Origin of the sequence: Komagataeibacter medellinensis NBRC 3288, assembly GCF_000182745.2 — a bacterium.
Lineage (GTDB): Bacteria > Pseudomonadota > Alphaproteobacteria > Acetobacterales > Acetobacteraceae > Komagataeibacter > Komagataeibacter medellinensis.
Genome location: NC_016027.1, coordinates 2,597,644 through 2,623,562 on the forward strand (window position 1 = coordinate 2,597,644; position 25,919 = coordinate 2,623,562).

25 protein-coding genes are annotated in these 25,919 nt (G+C 58.0%); 13 read left to right on the top strand and 12 right to left on the bottom strand.

What is annotated here, in order from left to right; genetic code table 11:
• Positions 1-91: 91 nt before the first annotated feature.
• Together GLX_RS19020 and GLX_RS19025 are read left to right on the top strand one after the other, a co-directional pair.
• Positions 92-412, top strand: a complete 321-nt coding sequence (locus tag GLX_RS19020; protein ID WP_014106265.1) for an FAD-dependent monooxygenase — start codon at positions 92-94, stop codon at positions 410-412.
• 89 nt (positions 413-501) lie between these two features.
• Positions 502-708: an FAD-dependent monooxygenase gene (locus tag GLX_RS19025; RefSeq protein ID WP_014106266.1), complete on the top strand. Its 207-nt coding sequence runs from the start codon at positions 502-504 to the stop codon at positions 706-708.
• Positions 709-1,291: 583 nt separating this feature from the next.
• Here the strand turns inward: GLX_RS19025 and GLX_RS12225 are convergent.
• A complete protein-coding gene (locus GLX_RS12225) occupies positions 1,292-2,134 on the bottom strand; it encodes a PhzF family phenazine biosynthesis protein (RefSeq protein WP_014106268.1) in 843 nt (280 codons plus the stop codon).
• A gap of 13 nt (positions 2,135-2,147) precedes the next feature.
• Entirely contained in the window at positions 2,148-2,708 is a 561-nt protein-coding gene (locus GLX_RS12230) for a sugar O-acetyltransferase (RefSeq protein ID WP_014106269.1), read from the bottom strand.
• Between the two features lie 317 nt (positions 2,709-3,025).
• Between GLX_RS12230 and GLX_RS12235 the strand changes: the two genes are divergently transcribed.
• A complete protein-coding gene (locus GLX_RS12235; protein ID WP_041247402.1) occupies positions 3,026-3,379 on the top strand; it encodes a 5-methylcytosine restriction system specificity protein McrC in 354 nt (117 codons plus the stop codon).
• 24 nt (positions 3,380-3,403) lie between these two features.
• Here GLX_RS12235 and GLX_RS12240 read toward each other — a convergent pair whose 3' ends face one another.
• A complete protein-coding gene (locus tag GLX_RS12240) occupies positions 3,404-4,099 on the bottom strand; it encodes a TetR/AcrR family transcriptional regulator (protein ID WP_041247403.1) in 696 nt (231 codons plus the stop codon).
• Between the two features lie 192 nt (positions 4,100-4,291).
• Between GLX_RS12240 and GLX_RS12245 the strand changes: the two genes are divergently transcribed.
• Genes GLX_RS12245 through GLX_RS12255 form a run of 3 tightly spaced genes read left to right on the top strand, consistent with a single transcriptional unit; the run spans position 4,292 to position 10,086 of the window.
• Positions 4,292-5,449, top strand: coding sequence for an efflux RND transporter periplasmic adaptor subunit (locus GLX_RS12245; RefSeq protein ID WP_014106272.1), 1,158 nt, complete (start codon positions 4,292-4,294; stop codon positions 5,447-5,449).
• A 6-nt stretch (positions 5,450-5,455) separates the two neighbouring features.
• The gene (locus tag GLX_RS12250) at positions 5,456-8,581 is read left to right on the top strand and encodes an efflux RND transporter permease subunit (protein WP_014106273.1); all 3,126 of its coding nucleotides are present in this window, start codon (positions 5,456-5,458) and stop codon (positions 8,579-8,581) included.
• Positions 8,582-8,586: 5 nt separating this feature from the next.
• Positions 8,587-10,086: an efflux transporter outer membrane subunit gene (locus GLX_RS12255; RefSeq protein WP_014106274.1), complete on the top strand. Its 1,500-nt coding sequence runs from the start codon at positions 8,587-8,589 to the stop codon at positions 10,084-10,086.
• A 130-nt stretch (positions 10,087-10,216) separates the two neighbouring features.
• Here GLX_RS12255 and arfB read toward each other — a convergent pair whose 3' ends face one another.
• On the bottom strand, positions 10,217-10,624 hold the full coding sequence (gene arfB / locus GLX_RS12260; protein ID WP_014106275.1) for an alternative ribosome rescue aminoacyl-tRNA hydrolase ArfB: 408 nt from the start codon (positions 10,622-10,624) through the stop codon (positions 10,217-10,219).
• Positions 10,625-10,757: 133 nt separating this feature from the next.
• Here arfB and GLX_RS12265 point away from each other — a divergent pair, with 133 nt between their 5' ends.
• Genes GLX_RS12265 through GLX_RS12275 form a run of 3 tightly spaced genes read left to right on the top strand, consistent with a single transcriptional unit; the run spans position 10,758 to position 11,525 of the window.
• On the top strand, positions 10,758-11,042 hold the full coding sequence (locus GLX_RS12265) for a hypothetical protein (protein ID WP_014106276.1): 285 nt from the start codon (positions 10,758-10,760) through the stop codon (positions 11,040-11,042).
• 22 nt (positions 11,043-11,064) lie between these two features.
• Positions 11,065-11,250 (top strand): hypothetical protein, encoded by a 186-nt coding sequence (locus GLX_RS12270; RefSeq protein ID WP_014106277.1) that lies wholly within the window; start codon positions 11,065-11,067, stop codon positions 11,248-11,250.
• Positions 11,247-11,525 (top strand): hypothetical protein, encoded by a 279-nt coding sequence (locus tag GLX_RS12275; RefSeq protein ID WP_014106278.1) that lies wholly within the window; start codon positions 11,247-11,249, stop codon positions 11,523-11,525. The genes GLX_RS12270 and GLX_RS12275 overlap by 4 nt, the downstream gene beginning before the upstream one ends.
• Here the strand turns inward: GLX_RS12275 and GLX_RS12280 are convergent.
• The 3 genes from GLX_RS12280 to GLX_RS12290 form a co-directional block, all read right to left on the bottom strand.
• A complete protein-coding gene (locus GLX_RS12280; RefSeq protein WP_014106279.1) occupies positions 11,496-12,410 on the bottom strand; it encodes a glycosyltransferase family protein in 915 nt (304 codons plus the stop codon). The two genes, GLX_RS12275 and GLX_RS12280, sit on opposite strands and share 30 nt — an antisense overlap.
• Before the next feature lie 364 nt (positions 12,411-12,774).
• Positions 12,775-13,578, bottom strand: a complete 804-nt coding sequence (locus GLX_RS12285; protein WP_014106280.1) for a glycosyltransferase family 2 protein — start codon at positions 13,576-13,578, stop codon at positions 12,775-12,777.
• Positions 13,575-15,143 carry a CgeB family protein gene (locus GLX_RS12290; RefSeq protein WP_014106281.1) on the bottom strand — a complete coding sequence of 523 codons (1,569 nt, stop codon included), beginning with the start codon at positions 15,141-15,143 and terminating at the stop codon, positions 13,575-13,577. The genes GLX_RS12285 and GLX_RS12290 overlap by 4 nt, the downstream gene beginning before the upstream one ends.
• 665 nt (positions 15,144-15,808) lie before the next feature.
• Between GLX_RS12290 and GLX_RS12295 the strand changes: the two genes are divergently transcribed.
• Entirely contained in the window at positions 15,809-16,402 is a 594-nt protein-coding gene (locus GLX_RS12295) for a hypothetical protein (RefSeq protein ID WP_228391319.1), read from the top strand.
• A 69-nt stretch (positions 16,403-16,471) separates the two neighbouring features.
• Positions 16,472-17,935, top strand: a complete 1,464-nt coding sequence (locus GLX_RS12300; RefSeq protein ID WP_014106283.1) for a mannose-1-phosphate guanylyltransferase/mannose-6-phosphate isomerase — start codon at positions 16,472-16,474, stop codon at positions 17,933-17,935.
• Here GLX_RS12300 and GLX_RS12305 read toward each other — a convergent pair.
• Positions 17,920-18,180 (bottom strand): SDR family NAD(P)-dependent oxidoreductase, encoded by a 261-nt coding sequence (locus GLX_RS12305; RefSeq protein WP_041247404.1) that lies wholly within the window; start codon positions 18,178-18,180, stop codon positions 17,920-17,922. The two genes, GLX_RS12300 and GLX_RS12305, sit on opposite strands and share 16 nt — an antisense overlap.
• A 559-nt stretch (positions 18,181-18,739) precedes the next feature.
• Between GLX_RS12305 and pstS the strand changes: the two genes are divergently transcribed.
• Positions 18,740-19,732: a phosphate ABC transporter substrate-binding protein PstS gene (pstS, locus tag GLX_RS12310; RefSeq protein WP_041247405.1), complete on the top strand. Its 993-nt coding sequence runs from the start codon at positions 18,740-18,742 to the stop codon at positions 19,730-19,732.
• Between the two features lie 204 nt (positions 19,733-19,936).
• Here pstS and GLX_RS12315 read toward each other — a convergent pair whose 3' ends face one another.
• Positions 19,937-21,265: an ATP-grasp domain-containing protein gene (locus GLX_RS12315; protein WP_014106285.1), complete on the bottom strand. Its 1,329-nt coding sequence runs from the start codon at positions 21,263-21,265 to the stop codon at positions 19,937-19,939.
• A 28-nt stretch (positions 21,266-21,293) separates the two neighbouring features.
• Positions 21,294-22,526, bottom strand: coding sequence for an NAD(P)-binding domain-containing protein (locus tag GLX_RS12320; protein ID WP_014106286.1), 1,233 nt, complete (start codon positions 22,524-22,526; stop codon positions 21,294-21,296).
• 609 nt (positions 22,527-23,135) lie between these two features.
• Here GLX_RS12320 and GLX_RS12325 point away from each other — a divergent pair.
• The gene (locus GLX_RS12325) at positions 23,136-23,330 is read left to right on the top strand and encodes a hypothetical protein (protein WP_041247406.1); all 195 of its coding nucleotides are present in this window, start codon (positions 23,136-23,138) and stop codon (positions 23,328-23,330) included.
• A 719-nt stretch (positions 23,331-24,049) separates the two neighbouring features.
• Here GLX_RS12325 and holA read toward each other — a convergent pair.
• Both holA and GLX_RS12335 read right to left on the bottom strand, forming a co-directional pair.
• A complete protein-coding gene (gene holA, locus GLX_RS12330; protein ID WP_014106288.1) occupies positions 24,050-25,072 on the bottom strand; it encodes a DNA polymerase III subunit delta in 1,023 nt (340 codons plus the stop codon).
• A complete protein-coding gene (locus tag GLX_RS12335; protein ID WP_014106289.1) occupies positions 25,069-25,917 on the bottom strand; it encodes an LPS assembly lipoprotein LptE in 849 nt (282 codons plus the stop codon). The genes holA and GLX_RS12335 overlap by 4 nt, the downstream gene beginning before the upstream one ends.
• Positions 25,918-25,919: the final 2 nt, after the last annotated feature.

Genomic DNA, 25,919 nt, shown 5'->3' on the forward strand with positions numbered 1-25,919 from the left:
ACATCATCTGTAGAATGTGGTGTCAAAAAACGGCACCTCACCGTTAACGTGGTGATACCTGTCTATATGGCCGGGTATTCGGATAAAAACCATGTCGAGGCCCGTTCTCGTTACCGGTGTGGGGCCAGTCAGGCTGATCATGGCCGCTGAACTGGCCCGGTATGGTCCTTGTGTCAGAATGATCGACAGGTTGCCGACCTGCACCACCCAGTCCTGCGTTTTGGCTATCTGGTCCCGGACGTTGGAACTGCTTGATGCATCGGGCTATGCGGATGCGTTTATCGCCACCGGGCTACGGGTAAGCGCTGTCCGTCTTTACGCGGGCAACAGGACACTTGCCCGGGTCCCGTTTGGAGCGATCGCCTTTTCCTTCAATTATCTGCTGATGCTTCTACAATCGCAAACCGAATGACTGCTGGCAGAACATCTCAAGGCTTTTGGTATAACGGTCGAACGCGGGTTCAAACTGACTGATTGTGTTGACAGGGATGACGGTGTTTCATGCATACGGGCGGCAGGATCGAGATGCTGGAAGCCGCGTGGCTCATCGGTTGCGATGGTACGCATTCCATTGCTTGCACCAGAATGGGTCTGACATTCGAGGAAGACGCACTGCACGCGGAGTTTATCCTCGTTGATGTGCATATAGCGGAACTTGCGGCCCCGCCAGATGAGTCAGCGATTTTCTGGCATCCGGTCAGAGCATGAACATGCAGGATGTCTTCAATCTCGCCCGGAAACTGGCACTTGTCGAGCGGTAGGAAGCCAGACCAGGACTGCTGGGCAGCTACAGTATCGAACGCAGTCGTGTCGCGTGGCAGAAGCACGGGTCATGATCGCAGGTCATGCATCCTTGCTGATGCCCGAAATGTGCTGCTCTCCCCGGATAAAAACGGGATCTGGCTGGTGCGTCCCGATGGCTACGGCGCGGCTGCTGCAAAAAGTGGAAACTGGACCATAATTGATATGGCCCTAACAGACTATCAGATCGGGATTTTTTTTACGCAACAACATTTCTTGAATTATGAAAATAATAGAGTTCCCGATATAAAGAACAGAAATATGGTTTCATAAGTTATGAATAATATCCATTTCAGATCCCAATCCGGAATCTTGCTAAAACGGATTATAACACTTTGATGATATTCGGTCATGAACCTGACAGATAACAACCGTCTTCAAGGCATATGTGAACTTCCCTTGGTCATGCGGCTTTGACCTGTGACTTTCAAACCATCTCTTTCAAAACAGATGGCTTTTGTAAAAAGGTTAATTTTCTGAAGGGGGTGCCTCATAACCGAAGCATGCCTGTAACCAGGGTCGTCGTTATGCCTCCAATCCAGATTTTTCCGTTTTCCAGATCGACATGCACGCGTCCGGCCCGACCGAGCCGGGTGCCCTGACTGGCAATGTAATGCTCAGGTGCCAGCCCACGGCCTATGAGCCACTGTGCCAGCCCGGCGTTCAGGCTTCCCGTCACGGGGTCTTCGTTCACCCCGCAACCCATGGCAAAGGCGCGCACCTCGAACTGGACCTGTTTTCCATCCTGTATGGCATCCCATGGACCTATGACACCAATACTCAGATCGGACAGGGCTGCGTAATCCGGTTCGAGCGCCAGGACCTCTTTTCGCGACCCAAGCATAATGGATAGCCACCCCGGTCCATTGTCAGTCCATGCCGCTGCCCGAATGGACGAGGGTGCAATCTTTAGCCCTGCTGCAACACGGTGCAGCAGGTCCGGTTCCACCAATCCAGACCGCTGCAACGGGGGAGCAGCAAAAGCAAGGTAGCCGTTATGGGAGCGTACCGGCACAAGACCCAGACCACATTCTTGTATGATCATATGCCTACGTGGCTGGCCACCTGCGGCCAGCCAGGCGTGACAACTGCCCAGGGTAGGGTGGCCTGCAAATGGCAGTTCGGTCTGCGGTGTAAAAATACGGACCCTGTAGTCTGCCTCCAGCGTGGTTGGGCGGAGTAGAAATGTTGTTTCACTCAGGTTTGTCCAGTTGGCAAAAGCGGACATCTGTTCGGTGGTCAGGGTATCTGCACCGATCACCACGGCAACCGGATTGCCTTTGGTCGGTTCTGAAGAAAATACGTCAATCTGCTGAAACTGCAATTCAGCCATGGTTGCTTGCCCGTTAAGTAATCTGCCGAGAATGTAAACCAGTGTGCAAAGGTCGTGCCGGATTGCCTGCCACGGTTGCGTCAGCAGCCACATCATGCGTGACGACGCTGCCAGCCCCGATAATGGCATTATCCCCGATCGTGATACCGGGCAGAATGATGGCACCGCCGCCGATCCAGACATTTCTACCGATAGTAATGGGGCGGCCGAATTCCAGCATTTTCTGGCGTAATGCAGCGTCTCGGGGGTGATCAGCGCTCAGGATCTGGACGCCGGGGCCAATCTGCGCGCCATCCCCGATTCTGATGGGTACAACATCAAGCACGATGCAGTTGAAATTGAGGAACACATTGTCCCCCAGAAAGATATTATAACCATAATCACAATGGAAAGGTGGCCGGATACAGGCGTTCTCTCCAACTGCGCCCAGTCGTTCAGGCAGGGACCCATTCAGGTTATTGTACCGGACAAGCCATTGAGCACATTGCGCCATATCGTGTTGCAGTTCGGGGTCGCTGGCGGAATACAGATCGCCAGCCAGCATTTTCTGTTTCTCGCTTCGGTAGGGTATCATGTCAGGCCATGCACCGTCTTGTTGAGTGGCGGAGTCAATCGCCAGTCAGAAAAACGCACCGTAATGCCTTTGCGCTCCGGCGTGCAACACATCGGGCCTACCGTGTATGGTGGCAGATCATAACCTCCGTTACCGTGAACATGCACATGACGGGCCCCGACACGCAGATGATGATACGATCGGCAAGCCCTGCTGTTCTGGATGAACGGCCTGTTTAAAAAAATACATTGCCTGCAAGCTGGCGGTTGCACTACGGGGCTGCGTGTCACCACACCGGGGGGCAGGCGGCCTGGCCTGTACACGTCTGATAAAAGGGAGTGTTCCAGACCCTTCCCGATATCCTGGTCATGCGCGGCGGTATGATCGTGCAGGCTATCGATACCAAATGGAAACGCCTGACCCGCCGGATGGATGACCCCAAACAGGATGTCAGCCAGAGCGATGTCTACCAGATGATGGCTCATGCACGGATCTATGACTGTCGGCGGCTCATGCTGCTCTACCCGCACCATGCGGGGCTGGAGGCGGCGGTGTATTATATCCCCCAACGGCCCGACCAACTGGATGTGAACAGTAGACATGGCCAACATCACCGGCCTGCCGGACCGGCTGCGCGCACTCTGTGCCGGGTGCTGACCTGCGGGCGGGAAGCCAGCGCCGATAATCGGTAACCGCAATCTGGTACGCGCCGCCGGTCACGCTGCCGGTGCGCGGCATCCATTCTCCAGCCCCGCAAGGAAAATTCGTACCGCGCACTCGAAGCGCGGGCGGATCATGCGGTCGATCCATGATGGCTCCGATGCACAGGCCAGGTTCTGCAGCATCAGGTCGCCAATCGTCATGCCGAAAAGCATGTTGCCATACATCGCAACATCTTCCACCTTGTACCCTTCCCGCCGCATGTAGCACGACAGCCAGTTGGTCAGGACATTATCCCGGCCGCCACAGCGCAGGCTGGTCAGGATCTGGCGGATGTCAGCCGATTCCTGCGATTCCGTGATCAGCGCGCGGATCAGGCTTATCCGGTCGGGGCGCAGGATGATCCCGCCCAGCGCCAGCAGCAGGTTTGTCAGTTCGTTCGCGGGGTCTGTTATGTCATGGCAGAACGGGGCCGTAACATTGAACAGCCGGCTGCTGACCAGTGTGTGGAACAGGTCCTGCTTGGAATTGAACATCTGGTACAGCGTGCGCTTGGACATGGCGGAATGCTGCGCCACCTTGTCCATGGATGCGGCATGGTAGCCACATTCCTGCAGCACCGTGCTGGCCGCGTCGAGTATCCGCTCGCGCCGTTCGCATTCTTCCATTTCCGGCGGTCGGCCTGGACCACGCCTGCGACTGTCGCATCCGTCAGGGGAAGGCAGTTGCACTTCATGTCCATTCTTACTCATTCGTAACATGCTCCGACCGATTTTACACGGAAGCCCAGCTTGACCGTCTTATGGAGACGATATAGTTTTCTATTCATTGAAAACCAAATGGTTTCGTTATTTGGCGTTCCTGTGGCAGCCATGTGTGGCACACGACATGGACGTTGCCCGGAAACATATTCTACATAGCGGCGAACAGGCCGGTTGGTGACCATGATGCATTACTCCCGTATCGTAGCCCCGGCGGCACTGATACTGTCTCTTGCGGCCTGCCAGCGGCATGCAGCCGCCCCCAAGCTGCCGCCCCAGCCGGTCAGGGTGGTTACCCTCCAGGCGCAGCCGGTACAGATTACGACCCAACTGCCCGGCCGGACCGAGGCGTTTGAAATCGCACAGGTGCGACCGCAGGTCAGTGGAGTGATCCAGAAGCGCCTGTTCCAGGAAGGCACGGATGTACAGGCTGGCCAACAGCTGTACCAGATTGATCCCGGCATCTATCAGGCTGCTGTGGATACGGCGCAGGGTCAGCTTCTGCATGCCCAGGCCAATGAGGTAACAGCCCGTGCCAAGCTGAACCGCTACGGGCCGCTGCTCAAGGCGCATGCCGTAAGTCAACAGGAATATGACGACGCCCTTGCCGCCGAGCGTGGGGCGCAGGGCGATATCCAGGCCGCCAAGGGCCAGCTTGAACGGGCGATGGTCGATCTGGGCTATACGCACATGAATGCGCCCATTACCGGGCGGATCGGTCGTTCGATCCTGACCGTGGGCGCGCTGGTTACCGCCAGCCAGACCAATAACGTGGCGATCGTAACCCGGCTCGATCCGATTTATGTGGACGTGAACCTGCCCGCGACCGAACTGCTGCGCTTCAAGCGTGAACTGGCGCAGGGGCGGCTGACGCGCGTGGGCGACAACGCGGCCAGCATTACCATCGCGCTGGAGGATGGTACGACCTACGAGCATTCCGGTCGCATGGAATTTTCCGAAGTCAATGTGGATGAAACAACCGCTACCGTGGTGGTGCGTGCGGTCATGCCCAACCCCGAGCGCCTGTTGCTGCCGGGCATGTATGTCCGTGCCCAGTTGGCGGAAGGTATTGACCCCGCCGCCCTGCTGGTGCCGCAGGAAGGCGTGCTGCGCAATTCTCACGGGGATCCGCAGGTGTGGGTGGTGGATGCCGACAACAAGGTTAGCCTGCGCCCGGTCGTGGTGGGGCAGGCTATCGGCACGAACTGGCTTGTGACCGCTGGCCTGAAAAGCGGCGAGCGCGTGGTGGTGCAGGGCATACAGAAAATTCATGCCGGCGATACGGTGACCCCCACCGATGCTGCCGCCACAGATGCGGCCGTCCCGGCCAAGGCAGGATAACGCCTCATGTCATTGTCGCGCTTCTTCATTGACCGGCCTGTCTTTGCGTGGGTGATCGGGCTGATCATCATGCTTGTGGGCGGAGTCTCCATCTTCAGGCTGCCCATTGCGCAGTATCCCTCCATCGCGCCGCCACAGATTGCCATAACGGTCACCTATCCCGGTGCGTCCGCCGATACGGTGAACGATACGGTCGTGCGCCCGATCCTGCAGCAGATGTTCGGCCTCGATCATCTGGAATATATTTCGTCCCAGTCCTATGCCTCGGGACAGATGGAAATCGACCTGACCTTCGCGCAGGGGACCAACCCCGACATCGCGCAGGTGCAGGTGCAGAACAAGCTGCAACTGGCCCAGCCCAAGCTGCCGCAGGAAGTTACGGCGCAGGGGCTGAGCATTACCAAGGCCGTCAAGAACTTCATGATGGTCATTGCCTTCATCTCGACCGATAACAGCATGACGGGCGCTGATATCGCGGATTATGTGGCTTCTAACATTTCCGATCCGCTCAGCCGTGTGACCGGCGTGGGGGACCACACGCTGTTCGGCGCGGAATACGCTATGCGGATCTGGCTCGACCCTTCAAAGCTGTACAAATACGCCCTGACGGTTGGCGACGTGCAGACCGCGATCCAGACGCAGAACATCCAGGTTTCATCGGGTGAACTGGGTGGTGTGCCCGCCACCAAGGGCGCGCGGCTGGATGCGACCATCATCGGCCCGACCCGCCTGCATTCGCCCGAGGAGTTCGGCAAGATCCTGCTCAAGGTGCAGCAGGATGGCTCGCAGGTGCGCATACGCGATGTGGCGCGCGTGGAACTGGGACCGCAGACCTACAATACCCATTCCTTCTACAACAATATGCCGGCTTCGGGCATGGCCCTGAAGCTTGCACCGGGGGCCAACCAGCTCCAGACCGAAACTGCGGTGCGCGAGCAGATAAAGGAACTCGAACAGTTCTTCCCGCCCGGGCTCAAGACCGTCTATCCGCTGGATACCGAGCCGTTCATCGTCCTGTCGATCAAGGAAGTGGTCATCACGCTGGCGGAAGCGATCGTGCTGGTGTTCCTGGTGATGCTGGTCTTCCTGCAGAACTTCCGCGCCACCCTGATCCCCACCATCGCGGTGCCGGTGGTGCTGCTGGGTACGTTTGGCATCCTTGCCGCCCTTGGCTTTTCCATCAATACGCTGACCATGCTGGCCATGGTGCTGGCGGTGGGCCTTCTGGTGGATGACGCCATCGTGGTGGTCGAGAATGTCGAGCGCGTGATGACGGAGAAGAAACTCTCCCCCCCCGAAGCGGCCCGCCAGTCCATGGATGAGATCTCGGGCGCGCTGGTTGGCATCGTTCTGGTGCTTACCGCAGTGTTCCTGCCCATGGCCGCGTTTGGCGGGTCCACGGGGGTGATTTACCGGCAGTTCTCCATCACCATTGTCGCGGCCATGTGGCTTTCGGTTCTGGTGGCCATGGTCATGACACCGGCCCTGTGCGCCACCATGCTCAAGCCTGGCACGCATGAAAAGACAACGGGTGCCGCGGGCTGGTTCAACCGCCACTTCAGCCGGTTGACCAATGGCTACCAGAATGGTGTGAACCGCGTGCTGGGCCATGCCGGCGTGTCCATGCTGGCGTTCGTTGTGATTACGGTCGGGGTGGGCTTCCTGTTTATGCGCCTGCCCACGGGCTTCCTGCCCGATGAGGACCAGGGCCTGATCTTTGGCCAGATCACCATGCCACCCAGTTCCACCCTGGAGCAGACGGCGGCGGTCAACCACATGGTTGCGGACTATATCCTCAAGACCGAAGGCAGGAATGTTGAATCCGTTTATTCCATGAACGGATTCAACTTTGCAGGCCAGGGGCAGAGTGCTGGCGCTTTCTTCATCCGGCTCAAGGACTGGGATGACCGCCCCGCCGCATCACAGACATCGGCTGCGATTGCCATGCGCATCATGATGCATTTCTGGATGAATCCGGCCGCCCAGATATTTGCCATCAACCCGCCTGCCGTACTGGAACTGGGCAACGCCACCGGGTTTGATGTGGAACTGGAAGACCGTGGCCACCTTGGTCATGCCAGGATGCTGGAAGCGCGCAACATGGTGCTGGGTCTTGCGGCCAAGGACCATCGTCTGACCGCCGTGCGCCCTAACGGCATGGAGGACGCAGCGCAGTACCATCTGGATATCGACCGTGAGAAAGCCAATGCGCTGGGCCTCACCATTGCCGATATCAACACCACCATCGAAGGGGCGCTGGGGTCGATCTATGTCAACCAGTTCCTGCGGGATGACCGTGTGAAGCAGGTCTATATCCAGGGCGAACCCGATGCGCGCATGATCCCTGATGACCTGAACAAATGGTACATCCGCAACGCAACCGGCGCGATGGTTCCGTTCAATGCCTTTGTATCCGGGCAGTGGATCATGGGACCGCAGAAGGTGGAGGACTATAACGGCCTGAACGCCTTTGAAATTCTTGGTCAGCCTGCCGCCGGTTACAGTTCGGGTGACTCGATTGCCGCCATCAAGGATGTGCTGGCCAAGCTGCCGCCGGGCGTTGGGTATGAGTGGACCGGCCTGTCGTATGAGCAGATGGCATCAGGCGCCTCCACCGGCCCGCTTTATGCGCTGGCGCTCATTGTCATCCTGTTCTGTCTGGCCGCACTGTACGAAAGCTGGGCCATTCCGTTTGCCGTGCTGCTGGTCATCCCGCTAGGCGTGCTGGGGGCGATTGTCGCAACCTTGGGGCGGGGCCTTGCCAATGATGTCTATTTTCAGGTTGGCCTGCTGACCACGGTGGGGCTGGCGGTGAAGAATGCCATCCTGATCGTGGAATTCGCCAAGGCGTTTTTCGAGAATGGCGCCACACTGGAGGAATCGGTGCTGGAAGCCGGGCGCGAGCGCCTGCGGCCCATCCTCATGACCTCCATTGCTTTCGTGGTGGGTGTGTTCCCGCTGGCCATCGCCACGGGGGCCGGTTCCGCCGCGCGTGTGGCCATTGGCACCGCTGTGGTGGGGGGCATGGTTACGGCAACCCTGCTGGCCGTGTATTTCGTGCCACTGTTTTTTGTCGTTGTCCTGCGCCTGTTCCGGGTAAAGCGCCTGTCCGAACGGACAAAGGGAGAGTAATCCAGATGACTGTTCTCTCCATACTCAGGCGCGCAGGGACTGCTGGCATGGCGGGCCTGCTGCTGGCGGGTTGTACCATGATCCCGCATTACAAGCGCCCCGCGCCGCCACTGGCCAAGGCATGGCCCGCCTATGCCAATACCGGGCAACCCGTGGTGGAAAATCCGCTGGCGGCGGATCTGGGCTGGGCGGAGTTCTTTACCGACCCACGGCTCAAGGCGCTGATTGCCATTGCCATACGTGAAAACCGTGACCTGCGGCAGGCAGCGGCTGATATACGCCGTGCGCAGGGGCAATTCGATATCCAGCATGCCGGTCTGTTTCCCGCCATCAGTGGCGGTGGACAGGCGATGTTCCAGGCACCTTCCGGCGCGGCTGGTCTGAGCTTTGCGCCAGGTCTGGATACCGGTAGCCCGCCCCTGTTTAAGTACTACCAGATGGGTATTGGCGTTTCGTCTTACGAAATTGATCTGTTCGGCCGTATCCGCAGCCTGTCGCGTGAGGCAGCCGAGCATGCGCTGATGCAGCGTGAGAATGCGCGTGCCATGCTGATCAGCATCATCTCACAGGTGGCCACGGCCTATATTTCGTGGCTGGGGGATCAGGCGCAGTTGCATCTGTCCGATCAGACCATGGCGTCGCAGCAGGCCACGCTGGATATGGTCAAGGCCCGTTTCACCCATGGCGAGACGGATGAGATGACCGTGCGCCAGACCGAGACACAGGTGGCGCAGAGTGGCGCCTTTCGCGATGAATCGCGCCGGCATGTGGCGCAGGATGAAAACCTGATCACGCTGCTGATCGGTGAACCGATACCTGATAACCTGCCCCCCGCCCGCCCGCTGGGGGAACAGACCATCATGCAGGACCTGCCGCCGGGTTTGCCAGCCGATGTGCTGGAACACCGGCCCGACATCATGTCTGCCGAGCATGACCTGCTGGCGGCCAATGCGGATATCGGGGCCGCCAAGGCGGCCTTCTACCCGCGCATAACCCTTACGGCATCGGACGGGATCAGCAGCCTGCAGCCGCACAAACTGTTCACCTCGGCCGCCACGACATGGGGCGTGTCGCCCCAGTTGCAGGTGCCCCTGCTCAACTGGGGACAGAACAGCGGCAACCTGAAGGCTTCGCGCGCCATGCGGGCCTCCAAGGCCGCAGCGTATGAAAAGACCGTGCAGTCTGCCTTCCGCGAAGTGGCGGATGCGCTGGCCGCGCGTGACACTTACCGTGACGAGACGGGACAGATGAATACATATGTCTCAACGACCGGAGATGCCTATCGCCTGGCAATGATGCGCTACAGGGCCGGGACAGATTCGTACCTGACCTCGCTGGTCTCGCAGCGTAATTACCTTCAGGCGCAGCAGTGGCAGATCACGATTGCCGTCTCGCGCTACCAGAACCTTGTGACGCTCTATCGCGCGCTGGGCGGTGGCTGGACCGAGCACACACCGCCGCCCCCTGCGCCCAAGGGGCAGAAGGCTGCGGTCCGTAAGGGGTAATGCAAGAAGTTTTTGGTGAAGCTTTTTCAGGGTCTATTGGGGATTATCCAAAACGCTTCAAGGAATGTCGCCTTTGTGAAAAAAGGCGGCACCCAAAAACGTCTGTTATTTTTCTCAGGCATACGCGCCCTCAGTCCGTAAAGCGGCCGCTGCGCCCCTGCTTGATGCGGCTGCGGTGCTGCTTGTTGTCCAGCCGCTTGCGGCGCTGGCTGCGTGAGGGGCGGGTGGGTACGCGATAGGCCTGTACCGTGCTGGCCTCCCCGATCATCTCGTGCAGGCGGGCAACCGCATCCTCGCGGTTACGGGTCTGGCTGCGGAAGCGGCGCGCGGTCAGCACGATCACGCCATCGCCCGTCATCCGGCTGCCCGCTACCTCGGTCAGTCTGTGCTTGGTGCGTGGTGGTAGAGAAGGAGAATTGCGTACGTCAAAGCGCAGTTGGGCCGCCGTTGCCACCTTGTTGACGTTCTGCCCCCCGGGACCGGAGGCCAGGATATAGGTCACATGTAATTCATCATCGGGAATGACGGGCGGCGGCATGGCGGTTTACGGTCCTGGAACGGGCGAGATATGGCGCAGGCTCATGGGCCGCCCTGCACGGGCGGCATTGCTGTGTCGGCGGTTTGCCATCACCATGTATGCTACATGACGACAGGAGCGGAGTAGCGCAATCATGAACGAACAGGCAATAACCGACCAGTTGCGCCAGGCACTTGCGCAGGCGGCAGGCGATGCGGCGCAGGCCAAGGTCATGCCTGTGGTCAGGATGATCGCGGCCCAGCAGCTTGTGGTCATGGACCTCATGCAGATGCTGGTGGAGGCAAAGGTGCTGCATGCTGATGAGATCGCAGCCCGTATGCGCCACCACATGGAGCATACCGACCCCAAGGATATGGCGGCCCGCACATTGTTCGAGCAGGTGCGCGCACGTTTCGCGGCTACGGCCAAAAGCTCCTGATAACGTAAGGAATGTGTTGCAGATGGCTGATCACCCTCCCGCGTTGCGGGCTGAAATTGCGGCGCTCAAGACAGAACTTGCCCGCTTGCGTGACGAACTGGCGATCGCGCGCAGGACCATACAGGACCTGAACCTAGAACTGCGGCGTGAACCGCCACGCCCCCCGCCACGTGGCGGCAGGGGACTGGGCGGGATATCGCGGCCATGACGGCGGAGCGTGATGCAACCGGCCGAGCCATGGTTTACCCTACCGTAAGCTGCGGGGCAGAAGCGGTGCAGGATTCCATTGTGGTCATGGACCTGTTCATGGCGACGGCGCCCGAGCACATGCCCAAGGGTGACAGGCGGGTTGTAACCGTACTGCCCCCCGAGCTTGCCCTTAATCTCGCCCAGCAACTGACCGCTGCGGCCGAAAAGGTGCAGGCTGCCCGTGCCGGGAAGGTCACGGCGCCATCAGGGGGCAGTAGCGGCAGCCCGGCGTAGGCGCATGGCGCCATAACGCAGGTTGACCGTCGCCTGCCCGCCTTGCACCGTAGGCACGGGCATGGTGTTTTCCAGCGCCGCACGCATCGCTTTTTGCGAGGCCATGTGCACAATGCCGACTGGCGGATGGGGAAAAAACAGGTTGGCAAGTTGACCTGTGGTCTCATCCAGCAGCCAGGGGCCTAGGTAATTGTGGCTGTTGTCGAGGAATGTTACGGGCAGGCCGTCGATATAAACCGCCAGCGCCATGCATAGCTGGTCCTGTGTGAAGGCGGTGTTACGGCGGGGCAGGATCATTTCCTGCCAGCGCCGTAGCACCGGCCAGATCGTGGCCTTGCGGTGCAGGCAGAATACGCCGGCATTGAGCAGCGGCTTTGCACCAATGCGCCGGCGTATGGCAAAGGACAGGCGCGCGCGGGTCGCATTTTTATACAGGAATGACCGGATCTGCATCCATCCAGGGCAGATCCAGCGTACGCCTAGCAAGTCGGCGCGTTTGGCCCCGATTTCGGGCACGATGGCCAGCGTGCCACTGTTCGCGGCCGCAAACAGGCGTTCGATCGCCATACCATCCTGCACCCATGTATCGGCATCCAGCCACAGGATCAGGTCGCAGTCCGGCAGCATCCGGTCCAGCCACAGCTTGCATATGTTGATGCCCAGACTGGGGCGGCGACGCAGGATATGCTGTGGCGTATAATCGGGAATATAGGGGGCTAGGACCCGTATCCCCTGCTGGTGCAGGCTGGCCACCTGCTGTGCCGTCATGCCGCAGTCGATCACCGCGATGGGGGTGGCCATGTGCGCGCGGACGGAGGCGATGAGTTCCGCCACCAGTACGAAATACGCGCTGTCGCAACCGGTCACGATAATTCGGCGGTCCATGCATTCTGGCGTAGTAGGGAAAGGGAGTACTGTCATGCCTGCCATTATAGAGGCAGGCATGACTTGCGGAAATATGCTCTGATTAAGAGAATATTTTAAATTAACGTATTGTTGAAAACAATAAAATTCCCAAGTGCCACCTCTTTTTAAAAGGGTGATGGTCTCTGAAGCTTTTTGAAAAAAGCTTCACCAAAAACTTTCAGGCGTTTGCGGACCATTTCACTGGCTTGCTCCTGAAAATGCTTTTAGCAGCCTGTCGGGTTGGGAAGGGCTAGGGCCTGTTCCGTCTCCTTCTTCCATCCCTATAATATAGGAAGAATTTCAAGATCTAACAGGCCCTGGAAATGCCCAACCCGACAGGCTGCTAGGTCTTGACGACCGATGTGGCAGCACGGGCGCGGGCGGTTAGTTCGGGGTGTCGGAAGGCCATGATGGCGCGCAGGCTTTCATGGGCGGCCCAGGCATCGTTCGTGGTGCGGGAATTGCCATGCACACGATAGCGGCACAGGATCTCGGGCACGTAGCCTGCTTCCAGTCCGTGATCCATGAATTTCAGCCAGAAATCATAATCCTCCCACCCTTCATCGATATGGCTGTAGCCATCGACATCCATCCATGCCTGCCGACGGATGAGAGCCATGACATCCACATAATTCTCGCGCGCCATCTGGGTTGGGTCCCATATGTCGGCCGAACCGATGTGCTGCTCGCGCCCGAAGAACTCGATCTGGCTGTACGTGGCGTCAAACCCGCCATCGCGCGCGGCTTCATGCAGGCGGCCAAGGGCGCGGGGGTAGATTATATTGTCTGCGTCCATCACGAATACGAACGTCCCCACAGCATGGTGGAATGCAGTGTTCCGCGCGGCGGAGGGGCCCTGGTTACGTGCATGTACGATCAGGGTGGCGCGCCAGAACCGTTTATGGTTGGCCTCCATCCAGGCGGCGATCAGGGCTACGGATTCATCTTGTGTGGACTGGTCGTCCACGACTACTAAATCAAGGGCCGCATGGGTCTGGGCGGCCAGGGAGTCGAGCGCTGCGATGATGTAGCGGCCATAATTGTAATTGGTCAGACAGATACTGATCAGGTCCGCAGGCTGCCTGCGGCGGCTTTTGAACGTGCAGACGGTCTGGCCGGTGGCCATCCACGGGGCATTGAGGCTCATGCTTCTGGCGTGCTCCATACATACGAGATGAACCCGCGAATCTGCGCGCAACGGGCGCGATTATGGGCGGGGGTGCCAATCAGGTTTAGCGCGGCGGTACGGATTTCCTCCGCCCTGGCTTTGCCATCGGGCGTGTGCAACAGCCATTCGATCAGGTTGGGGATGTGGCGACCGGTTTCTTCCAGAAAATGAACATTGGGCTGAAAAACCGGGTGTGGCAGGCATGGTTCGGACACGACCACGCTGCCATTGGCCATCGCGCCCTTTACAATGCGGTGCCATTCAAAAAAACCGTATTCATCGCGGTGGATGTTCAGTGCAATGCGCGAATGCCCCGCAACATGGGTGGCCAAGCGAGAGAGCAGTCGGTCACGCGGACTGCTGTCAATCGGTGTCGTGAATTTCCGATAATAAAAGTAATTGCGGTACTGCGCTAAGAAACCGGCATTGCGGGCGAAGAACTTTTCGCGGTGGGGAGAACTACCGCCAAAGAAACTTACGTCCAGTTGCCGCCGGGTAAAGGGTGTCAGCGGGTCGGGTTGCTTGCGGCAGGCTGGCGGCAGGACACGCACCATGGGATGATCCATGTCCGCCTTTTGCAGGTAGCTGCGCGTGCCGTCGATATTGGGCGTGAAATGGATGGCGGGCATGCCGGCCTGGCGGAAGCTCCTGGCCATCTGGTGACAGATATCGATCACGCCAGCGGACATGAGCAGGAAGGGGATGCCGCGTTCGAACCACAGGGTCTGTGGCTGTTCGGTGTTGAACATGATGGCATCCTGAATGATGCTGCCCGTAGCCCAGACCTGCCCGCGTCCGATATGGAAGAACTCATGCGGGGCAACGAATATGCACAGTTCAGGGCGCAGTTCAGGGTCGGTGTTTTCATCCAGAAGGGCGCAGTTCAGCCCCGCGTCAGTCAGGGTACGCTGAAGGTCGGCTGCAATTTCATGGATGAAGACGTTACCGCCCGAATTGTAGAAAATGCCGATACTGTCAGGCACCGGGCCATCGGGGGCCGTATGGGCCGCCTCATCGGGGTCAGTGCCGATACACAGGGTGCCCAGCGTTTCGGATACGCGCAGCGCCTTGAAGATGCGCCGTCCTTCCGGCACGCCATACAGTAGTGCATGTTCCGCAAGGTCGGTCGTACTGCTGGTTACGTCGCGGTTCAGGTCATGATAATCGGCGGGTTCAAAGAACGGCAGTTGTTCCAGTGTTCGGACCCCAAGGCTCAGGTCTTCCAGCCGGAAGCGTGTCAGCAGGCCGTGATGGGCGACATGGCAGCCGCCATGGGCCTGCAGGAAATGGATGAAGGGGTTGCGGTTCTCTGCCGCCGCATCGGGGTGCTGCGTCACATACAGGGCAGGGCGGAAATTACGGTTGGGGCGACGACCTTCGCGAAAGCCGTATTTGACGTAATGGACCAGCGGCTCATAGCCGGACCCTGCAATGTCCTGATTGGTGGCAAGATAGAATTCCGCATCGAACTGACCGGATTCCCTGATGAGGTTGAGGTCCTGTTGTTCGGCTGGGGTCAGGGTCAGGAGCAGATCCGCGGACAATATCGTTACCTTGGCTGGAGCTTGGTGCGTTGCGGAGTCATGCCTTCATGCTCCGCACTGCTTTCCGGCTAAGGCAGATCAATTAATAATTGATTATTTCTGCCATTTATTTCTGAGGAAAGTCTCGGCTCCGTGCGGCATGCAGGGCGTATGCTGTACCGGATGGTCATAATTGCCCTCGCTGGTGCCGCATTATGGGCCTGCGTGCTCGGGTAGTCTTCCGAAAGACATGATCCATGCTGCCGGTGCACGCAGCGCGTGGATTTTTCACTTCAGGAATAAGATATTATCAATCCTAATGTATATGGAATTGATAGCGGGTAGCATGCCATAGCCCACCATGTGGCAGGTGGCCGCACATCATATCCCGCCTCCCTGACAGACGGTCTGCTGGAAGGCACCATCCGCAGGGCTTGCTGGCCCACACGAAACCGCGTGAACGGGACATGCATGGCGGAACCATGGTGCCTCTGTTAGGCTGGGGGATGGAACGGTCGTGTGTACGGGGTGGGGAACTGCCGCTACGCTGGGGCATTCCTGTTCATGGATGGAGATGATGCGCGCAGTGGCGCGTACAGAGGGGGCGGCGCATGTATCCGGCACAGATTTACGGGCACGCAGATGTGCCGGGGTTTGTCAGGCGGCACCGCTGGTTCTGTATTGCGATGCCGCTTCTGTTGGCCCTGCTGGCGGCCATGGCGGGCTACCTGCGCTGGAGCGACCATAGTGATGCCAGATTTGCCCGCCATAATACGCTTATGAAGCATTCGCAGGAAGAAGCGGCCTATGCCCGCCAGCTTGCTGAATATGACGAGACGATCATCAGGAACCGGCGCGTCTTTCTGGATATCACGCGTGCGGATTTCACACGTGTTGCTCCGCCTTCACAGATGGCATGGCTTGTGCAGGAATACCGCAAGTTCGATGTCAGCCGCGTCAAGGTCTATGACGGGCATGAAATACGCCCCTACGTGCCCGAGGCCTGCGCTGACCCGTTATGCTTCATCCCGATCTTTGTTGAGGAACTGCATGATGACCCCATCCATAACAGGAAGTATGTGCAGGTTGGCGCGTTGCAGGATATGTCGCGCACGCTGATCATCGATACCGAACAGTTCTGGCGGTTGCGCAAGCTGGTCATCCGTGTCGATGCCATTCTGTTCGCTGCCTATCACCAGCAGATAGAAGACTACGAAAAGGCGATACAACTCCGTGACTCGCTCGAGATGTTGCGGCAGGCGGCGCAGAAGATGCATTAGTACAGACGGTAAAACAGGTTTCATTCATGCCGTGGCACGAAGCTGACGGCGTTTTTTAAGGAGTCATGGATGGGCACGACCATTACGCAGGCGGCGCGGCAACAGGAGCCGGTCTCCTCTCTCGTGGTTCCGGTTATCCTGTCCGGCGGTAGTGGCAGCCGGTTGTGGCCCGTCTCGCGCAGTTCCTACCCCAAGCAGTTCTGGCCGCTGGTCTCGAAGCATACGATGGTGCAGGAAACCGCGCTGCGCAGTCATGGCGCGGGGTTCAGCGCGCCGATCGTGGTGTGTAACAACGAGCACCGCTTCATCATGGCCGAACAACTCAAGGAAGTGGGGGTGACGGGGGCGCATATCCTGCTGGAGCCGGTGGGGCGTAATTCGGCGCCCGCCATCACGGCTGCCGCCGTGCTGGCGGCTGAGACCGACCCCGATGCCGTGCTGTGGGTCATGGCGGCCGATGCCGCGATGCAGAAGCCGCAGAATGTCGGCCCTGCCCTGGCGCTGGCGGCACAGATTGCGCGTGCGGGCCGTATCGTGACCTTTGGCATGACGCCAACCCGGGCGGAAACCGGCTACGGTTACATTGAAAAAGGTGCGGCGCTGGACGGGTATGACGGGGCTTTCTCCGTTGCCAAATTTGTTGAAAAACCGGATGCGGACAAGGCCGCCTCCATGTTTGAATCCGGGCGTTTTCTGTGGAATTCGGGCATGTTCGTCTTTACGGCCCGCACCATGTTGGCCGAGATGGAAAAATTCGAGCCCGCCATCGTTGCCGCCGTGCGCGAAGCCATGGACAGGAGGCGCTCCGACATTGATTTCGAGCGGCTGGATGCAACCGCCTTTGCAGCATGCCCCGATATTTCGATCGACTATGCCGTGGCGGAACGGACCAGCCTCATGACCGTCATCCCAGGTGATTTCGGCTGGTCTGATGTCGGCAGTTGGGATGCGTTGTGGGAGCTCAGTCCCAAGGATGATGCGGGCAATGTCAGCATCGGGGATGTGTTCATGCACAACACATCGGGCAGCTACGTGCGCAGTGACGGCGTGCTGACCGCCGTGACGGGTGTGGAAGACCTGCTGGTCGTGGTCAAGGATGACGCGGTGCTGGTCACGCATCGCCAGCACGCGCAGGATGTGAAAGCCATCGTGGCCCAACTCAAGAAAGCCGGGCGCAAGGAAGCAACGGCCCATACACGCTGCTACCGCCCGTGGGGCTTTTACGAGACCCTGATCAAGGGCAGCCGCTTCCAGGTCAAGCGCATCGTGGTGGACCCGGGGGAAAAGCTTTCGCTACAGAAGCATTTCCATCGCGCCGAGCACTGGGTTGTGGTGGAAGGCACAGCACATGTCACTCGTGATGAGGAAATAATCCTGGTGCGCGAGAACGAGAGTGTCTATCTGCCACTGGGTACCGTCCACCGTCTTGAAAATCCCGGTCGCATTCCCCTGACGTTGATCGAGGTCCAGTCCGGTCCTTATCTGGGTGAAGATGATATCGTAAGGCTGGAAGATATTTACAGCCGTTCCTGATCAGTCTGCGCTCCCGCTGCCAGCCCTGCTGCCGGATGCCACTTTCCCATGGCATCCGTGTGTGTCGGGTCTGGTGATGGGAGTACGAATGAGGCGCCGCGTCTTGTGGCGCGCTCATGCGCGCCATCTTCCGTAACATTAACCGCAACAATCGCACTACCTTCCTGTGCGAACAGAAGTGCGGTTGCGGGGCCGATACCGGAAGAGGCGCCGGTAACGATTGCCACCTTATTGAGTAATCGCATGTCTCAGCCTCGGTTCTGGATGATCCGGTATACATGATTTCTGCCATTTCCGGCATGCCATGGTAGATAATATTGTACATAAGTAACTATTTATATAATTTGTAATAAAAATTCCTGAGATGCCGCAATTCAGGATTGTATACTTGTGCGTGGAGTGATTTGGATTACGTAATCCTGTGTCAATTCCTGCCATATGTCGGGGCATACGGCCCGTAGCACCCAGAGGAACGGGTTTAAACAGGAAGAGCTGGAAACTGGGCGTATTCTTGCCCAATGGTATGAACTCGTGATGGAGAAGGCAGAACAGATTGCCATTTGCCATTTAATAACTGCCGGGTAGTGAGTCTGGCGTATGTTTATGATGTGGCGACGGACAGGTGGTAAAACAGCCGGAAAACGGGGAATATCTGCATTCATATTTCCTTCATAAAACTGTCATGGATATATCATTTTATTTTGCATGAGTAATTTTTTATTGTCCGTCCTGTCGGCTTCACGGTCAGACGCGTCTGTCTTCTTCATGTCGGAGAACATGAGTATTATGTACTTTCCTGCCCGAATGCTTACATGTGCCCTGTTGGCAACCGCCCTGCCGGTCATGGCGCATGCTGCGGATATTACAGGTGCCGGTTCCAGCTTTGCTGCACCCATTTACGGAGCCTGGGGGGCAGACGCGCGGAGTGCGACTGGCGTTAACCTCAATTACCAGACGGTAGGCTCCAGTGCGGGCCAGAACCAGATCCTGGCTGGCACGGTTGATTTCGGTGCATCTGATGTGCCCATGGAGCGCCAGAAGCTGGAAGCCGCCCATCTGTTCCAGTTCCCGACCGTAATGGGTGGGATCGTGCCGGTCATCAACCTGCCTGGTATTGCCGCCAACAAACTCCAGCTTGATGGTCCCACGCTGGCCGCCATTTACCGTGGCGAGATCGACCAGTGGAACAACCCCAGGATTGCTGCCCTGAACCCCGGCCTGAAGCTGCCCGATACCGCGATCGCAACGGTACATCGCGCTGATGGTTCGGGCACGACGGCTGTTTTTACCGGCTATCTGGCTCACGTATCGCCTGAATGGCGCGAAGGGCAGGGCACGGGTGCCTCCATTGCATGGCCCGGCGGTATTGGCGCGCGTGGTAATGATGGCGTGGCCGCTTCCGTGCGGAACACCGAGGGCGCAATCGGCTATGTTGAGTATGCCTTTGCCGCCAATGCACACATGGTGACTGTCAAACTCAAGAATCATAGCGGTGTTTTTGTATCGCCCGACATGGACAGCTTCAACAGTGCTGCGGCAGCAGCGGACTGGAAAGACGCTTCCCACTTTGCAGTTGACCTGCTTGATACCGCCGGCGTAGGGGCATGGCCGATTATGTCCCCCACCTATGTGCTGGTTCCGGTGCCCACCGGCAAGACCGCCCATGGCGCGGATGTACGCAAGTTCTTCGGCTACGCACTCAAGAGCGGTGATGCCGCAGCCTATCGTCTTGATTACGTGCCGGTGCCGGCAAGCGTCAAAACCGATATTCTGAAGCAGTGGGATGGCGCGAAGTAAGTCATTCCCTGCCACTAACGATGTTACAGGGCTGTCCAGATATCTGGGCAGCCTTTCTGTTTTCTGAACATCGCATAAATCATAAAGATGTTTGGTTAAGCCTGTTTCAACAGGTTCAGGGAATGCTGTCTCTTTGAAAAAAGTAACATTTATAAACGCCAGTTTTTATTCCCTTCACGCTGGGCATCCCGTGCACGACCGGGTTCATAATGCGGCCATGGGTGGCATATCCGTAATCATGCCCCCTTGGAGCAAGGCAGAGAGCTTGCCTAGCGCTTCGCCCCGGTCCACTGACTTGCCATAGGGCATGTTGGGCCTGAGCCGTTCCTCCAGCCGTGCTACGGAGCCACGGCGCGGCCATGGGCGACGCAGTAGTTCTTCCACCAGTTCAGGATGACGCCAGGGAATATCAATCCAGGCGGCACCATGGCGCAGGGTGCTGGCATCGGCGCGCAAGATCTGCGGGAACAGGGCAATCATACGGCGTCCCTCTGCTTCCATGGCAGGGGTACATGCTGGCTGCCGGCTGCCGCATATATGGTTGAGCAGGCGGTGGATCAATGTCGTGCCGCCATGGTACAGATGGCCGATCTGGGTCAGGCGGGGGTTCATTTCAATGAAATGATACGTACCGGTTTTTGCGCACCGGACAAAATCCAGCCCGAAAAAACCCGACAGGTTCAATGTCGCGCATGTAACCTGCGCGGCGCGCTCCATATCGGCGGACTGGGTAATCTCTATTACGGTGGCAGCACCCGTACGGCCCTGATAGGAGACGACATCTACCCCCAGCATGCCAATCACCTTGCCCTCCCAGCATGCCACCATGATATTGGCGGGCTTGCCCGGTATATAGGCTTGGGCGATGACGGGCATGGACTGCCGTGTCGTGGCTTCCATAAAGGAATAGATATCACGATCAGCCAGGAGTACCCGGAGCGCACAGGCCATCCGGACCGGTTGCGACAGACGGCGGAAACCGTTTTCCGCTTCCTGAAGGGTATCGGCAATCACGACGCCCGATCCTCCCCAACTCCGGTCGCGCTTGAGTACCCATGGCCCCGGCGTGCTCGCACACCACCGTTTCAGGTCGTTCACGTCATTCAGATTGATGGCGGCAGGTGTCGGAATATCGCGAGCCCGCAGCATATCGATCAGCCTGAGCCGTGTCTGTGTATAGGCAAAATAGTCCGACTGGCCCAGCGAGCGGGTGATGATGTCGCGGCAGAGCCTCCCAGCCGGGGTCTTGGGGTCAGCTTCCCTGTATACCTGATGCAGCGCCCCCACCGCGCGGTCATCGGCAGGAATGATCAGATCCGGCCTTATCCGCACAATGGCATCCGACAATACGGCGGTTGTGGAGAGATACGGATAGTTCTGGAAGGTCCTGATCCCCTTCAGGCACCGAAGCGAATGGCCGGGTGGACACAAGGCATGGACTGTAACGGCACTTTCCAGAAATTCCAGCGCCGCGCGGGTAATGGCTGACCACCACACGGAGGTGATGATAAGAACTGTAAAATCATTTTTCATGGTTTTGGACTTTTCAGTTCGGTTTTGGCTACGCGGAAGCGGCTTGTGATATGGGCAATTGTACGGATTGGCGCCTGAACCGGGCCGACAGCCGCCGTGCGGCAAAGCGCGCGCCCCAGGCAAAGCGGAGCATGGGCCCGAAACTGCCTGCAGCCAGCGGGCCGATGAAGTAAAGCCCGGGAACGCTCGATTCAAAGTTGTGGGATAGCCGGGGCATGTTGTCATCCTTGCGGATGGCGTGTGCCAGCGCAGGGTCCATAAAGGGGATGCGTTCGGGGGCTACTTGCACGCCAGTGCCAAAAAATACGTGGTCGACCTCTACCGTGCATCGGCGGTCTACTTTGATATCCTGAAATTCAAGATGGACCTGCTGGCCATGCATGTGCGCTTTCTGAAGGTCGAGGTTAAGCCAGATCGGCACCTTCTCCCGCACGACCTGCCCCGTAACCCAACTGGCGGCGGGCCCGAGATGGCCGCGGGTTATGCGCAGCCGCAGCTTGGCAGGAAGCATATGGAATATATCGGGTAGGTCGCATGCCATGCGCGAGCGCCAGCCCGTTCCCAGCCCTGATAACGGTTTTTTCACGCGCCGGGCCAGTAGCTTCAGCCCCTTGATGGGTTCAGGCGGGTTATTGATCCATATTTTGGGTCGACGTGTGCAGATAAAGGTTTCCGCTCCCGCCTCATGCAGGAAACTTGCCGTATCCACCGCTGAGGCCCCGGCACCGATCACCGCGACCCGCTTGCCTGCAAACTGGTCGAAGGCAGTCTCGTTGAACGTATGGCTGAAACGTTCGGGCGGAAGGTTCCGGGCGGCAGGCGGTATGCAGGGGAAATGCTGGATACCAATGGCCATGACGACATTACGGGCAAAGACATTCTCGCCCGTGTCCAGGGTTAGCATGAACCCGTCACGCATTTGGGAAAGGTGCTTGACCAGAAAGGGTTCAAGCTGGGGAACATGGGTTTTCTGGAAGGCTTCGCCATATTCAATGAAGATATTATTGGGAATGGGCTTGCCGATGGAAGCATACGGGTAGCCACGTTCCCTGCAGAAGCGTTCCAACGTGGATCTGCGATCGGGGTCAAACAGGTCAAGAGCAAAGCCTTCGGCCTTGAGGCGCAGCATCCTGGGCACATGATCACGCCAGAACCCCATGGGATGACCAAAAATGCGAAAATTTGTCCCTTGTTTGTTCAGATGTGCCGCCAGCGAAAGACCGTAAGGCCCTGCTCCGATAATGGCTATGTCGATATACATCACAGATCCATCATCCTGTATGCCCAAATACCATAAATATTTTAATAAATAAAAAAATAACACATTTTTTTATTTATGATTGAGTGTTTCTATACACATAATTACCTTAGACCCTTTTGTGGGTAAGGGAACGGTAGGAGTGGCGCTGTTCTGTTTCGCCACAAGTTAACCATACATTTACCTTTTGATGAACAACAATCAGAAAAAAATCAGTAAAGCAGAAAGACGGGGGGGTAGATAAAAATCCCACACTTTCTGCCAATTATCGTTGATTCCTGGTTGAAATTTGGGATTTATTTATAAATTTTATTTTTTAGGGAACTTTTTCCTATTTGCATTACACGTGCACAAAGTTGATTCTATTGCCGCATATGGCATAGAGATGTATGAACACATGATAAAAGATATAGAATAGATTTAAAAAATACTTTAATAATTTAATAATTAATACATATAGCGAAGTCTTTTAAAGATAAATATCATATTTTATCAAAGTTTCAGGTAATTTTTACATAAATAAATACATCATTATAATAAACTTTATTAATAATTTTGTTATTTTACTTTTAGTGTCACATACTGACATCTTCTCGGAATGGGGCCGTAGCCATGTCCCTGTTCGTGCTGTCGCCCCTGATCCGTATGATGCGCGGCTTCCTGCTGCGCGTGATGAATTCGGATTTTATCCGCACGGTTCGCGCCATGGGGCTGCCGATATGGTGTATCTATGATCAGGTTGGTGATATCCTGCATGGGACGATTGTAGAAGAAGGAGAGTATGAAAGGATTTTCCAAAATCCTTAGTCTCCCTATACGGCGGCTCTGCTGGATGCGATTCCGTATTTCAGGCGCGCCAGCCCTGTTTCATAAGAGATTATCTCAAGGTAACAGGTTGATGGATCGCGGCGTTTCCTTGACCCTTTCTGGGGGAAAGATTTGCCAAAAAATCCTTTTCCCATCCGACACAGCTATGGCATCGGGCAGGGGGGCAAGGGAAGGGCAAGGTCAGGGAGCACCGCACAATGCCACTGCTATCCCCCGACAGGCCGGATCGGGTGGCGCTGCCGGGATACGCGGCATGACAGATGGCGGTGGAAAGCCATGCCCAGAAAGAGCGACTGGAACTGTTTTGGAGTGTATGTTGGTGTCCGCGGCGGGATTCGAACCCACGGCCCCAGGATTCATACCACTTCGGCTTTCACCGCCGCCATGTTGCACATGGCGTTCGTGGTCTGGACTGTCCCTTCACCATGGACCGTGTGCGGTCGACAGGTGCTGCCCATCCAGTCTCTACACCTTACCGGCAGAAGCCGGTCTTGGCTCGGGATTGGCACGGCAGCGAACTGCCAGAGCGTTCCCCGAATTTGAGCAGATCCGCCATGTGGTTTCCCGTCATGACGCCCAATTAAAACCAGGAATCCTGTGCTCTATCCGGCTGAGCTACGCGGACACACTTGGGTCTTGTAACCGAGCGTATGCCGTGCGGCAAGGGTGTTTACAGTCCGTGGAACGATTTTGAACAGCTAGCGGCGCCTACGTGCCTGCTGCGCCAGACTGCACAGGCGGGCAACATGGCGCAGGGTCAGCACGATATCGGGGCTACCGGTCTGTTTGCAGGCCAGTTCCAGGGCCTGCGTTTCCTGTGCCGCGCGCAACAGGGCGGGCGCGGACCACACTGTCAGCGCCTGGCCAAAGCTGTCCGTGCGCTTGAAGAAGACCGGCGGTCGCAACTGCTGCATGGCATCGGCCCGGCTCATGCCCCCATCCATTGCCAGCCGAACCCGGCGCAGGCGGTGGATGTGAGACAGAAGGGCGCGGGTCATGTCGGTGGGGCGGCTGCCATCAACCGTCAGCGCGCGCTCGGCCGCCGCATCGGCTTCCCTGCGTTGGCCCGCCATGGCGGCGAAGGCTGCATCCTCCATCGAAACACCGGCGGCATCCCCCACACAGGCCCGTACATCTTCCAGCCCCAGTCGGCCGCCAGTGCCGGCAAACAGGGCCAGTTTTTCCACTTCGCTGCGGGTGGCAGCGCGATCAGGGCCGGCACGTTCGACCATCCAGCCCAGCGCATCGGGGTCTATGCCCACTTCCTGTGCGGCCAGCATCTGGCGGATCGCCCCTTCCAGCGCACGGCCTTCTTCGGGGTAGCAGCCGATCAGGGCGCAGTGTGCGTCTTTTTCCACAAAGCCACGCAGTTTGGAGCGAGCTTCTAGCCCCGGTGCTTCCATGATCACCAATGCATCGGATGGTTGCGCCAGGCTGCGCTTCAACGGTTCGAGCAGGCTGTCATCGGCTCCCTCGCGCAGCCAGATTACGCGCCGCCCACCACTTAGCGACAGGGCGGTCATTTCTTCTTCCAGCCGGGCATGGTCCGCACGCCCCAGCATGGCCACACGAAAGGGGTCATGCAGGTCGGGGCAGATGGCTTTCGCGGCTGTGGTGGCCCGTTCGCGGATCAGGCCGACATCATCACCATGCAGCACGATGACCCGCAGCCTGCCCGGCGCTTGTAGCGTGGTGGCGATATTGCGCGGGCTGACCTTCACTGGCTGCCATGCCCGCCAATGTTGATGCCGGACATGTCATCCGTTGTATTGTTGCGCTGCGCATCCGGCTGGACGTAGCGCGATGAGGAGGCGGGGATGTTCTCCATGGGGCTGCCCTGCGTTGCCGTATCCCCGCCCTCGTTATTCTGTTCGTTAAGCTGTGAATCCGTCCGGCCCGTGGCCATGGCGGGCAGCCCATCCGCGCCGGGCATCTGGGCGGGAAGTTCGTTGTTGGGATTGACCATGGCATTGGGGTCGGTATAGCGCGGCTGGTCCTGGCCTGCGACCGACCCGTTCAGCGCGGGCTTGGAATGGGTGCGGAACCAGACCGCCACCTGTTGTGTAACCTGTTCGGCCAGGTTTTTGGCCACGCGGCTGCGTACCGTCTCCAGGTTCAGTGTCAGGGCAAAATACTGCTCGTAGGTGTTGTTCACCCCATCCACAACCGAAGCATCGCCGCCTGCCAGAAGTTGCGGGCTCTCACCCAGCGTAAAGAGTTGCCAGTGGGCAAAGGCGGTGGTGCGCGTGCGGCCGGAGGTGTTGTCGGCGTGGATGTCCACCGCCTCGTTCATGATGTAGCTCTTGATCTGGAGCGCGTAACGGGTCGGATTTTCCGGCCCTGCCCCGCCCAGATCCTGCTGCAGGAACTGCCGCAGCTGTTGTCCGTACCGTTCGGGAATGATCGGGACGTAAACCTGCTTCAGTTCGGCCAGCACGTTCGATACGGTGGGTTTGCCATCAGCGCCGATATGGGTTCCCGTCGTCTTGTACATGGGCGAAAAGCCACACCCCGCCAGCGCAAGCAGGCCGCACAACAGGGTGGTCAGACGGACGGGATGCGCCATGG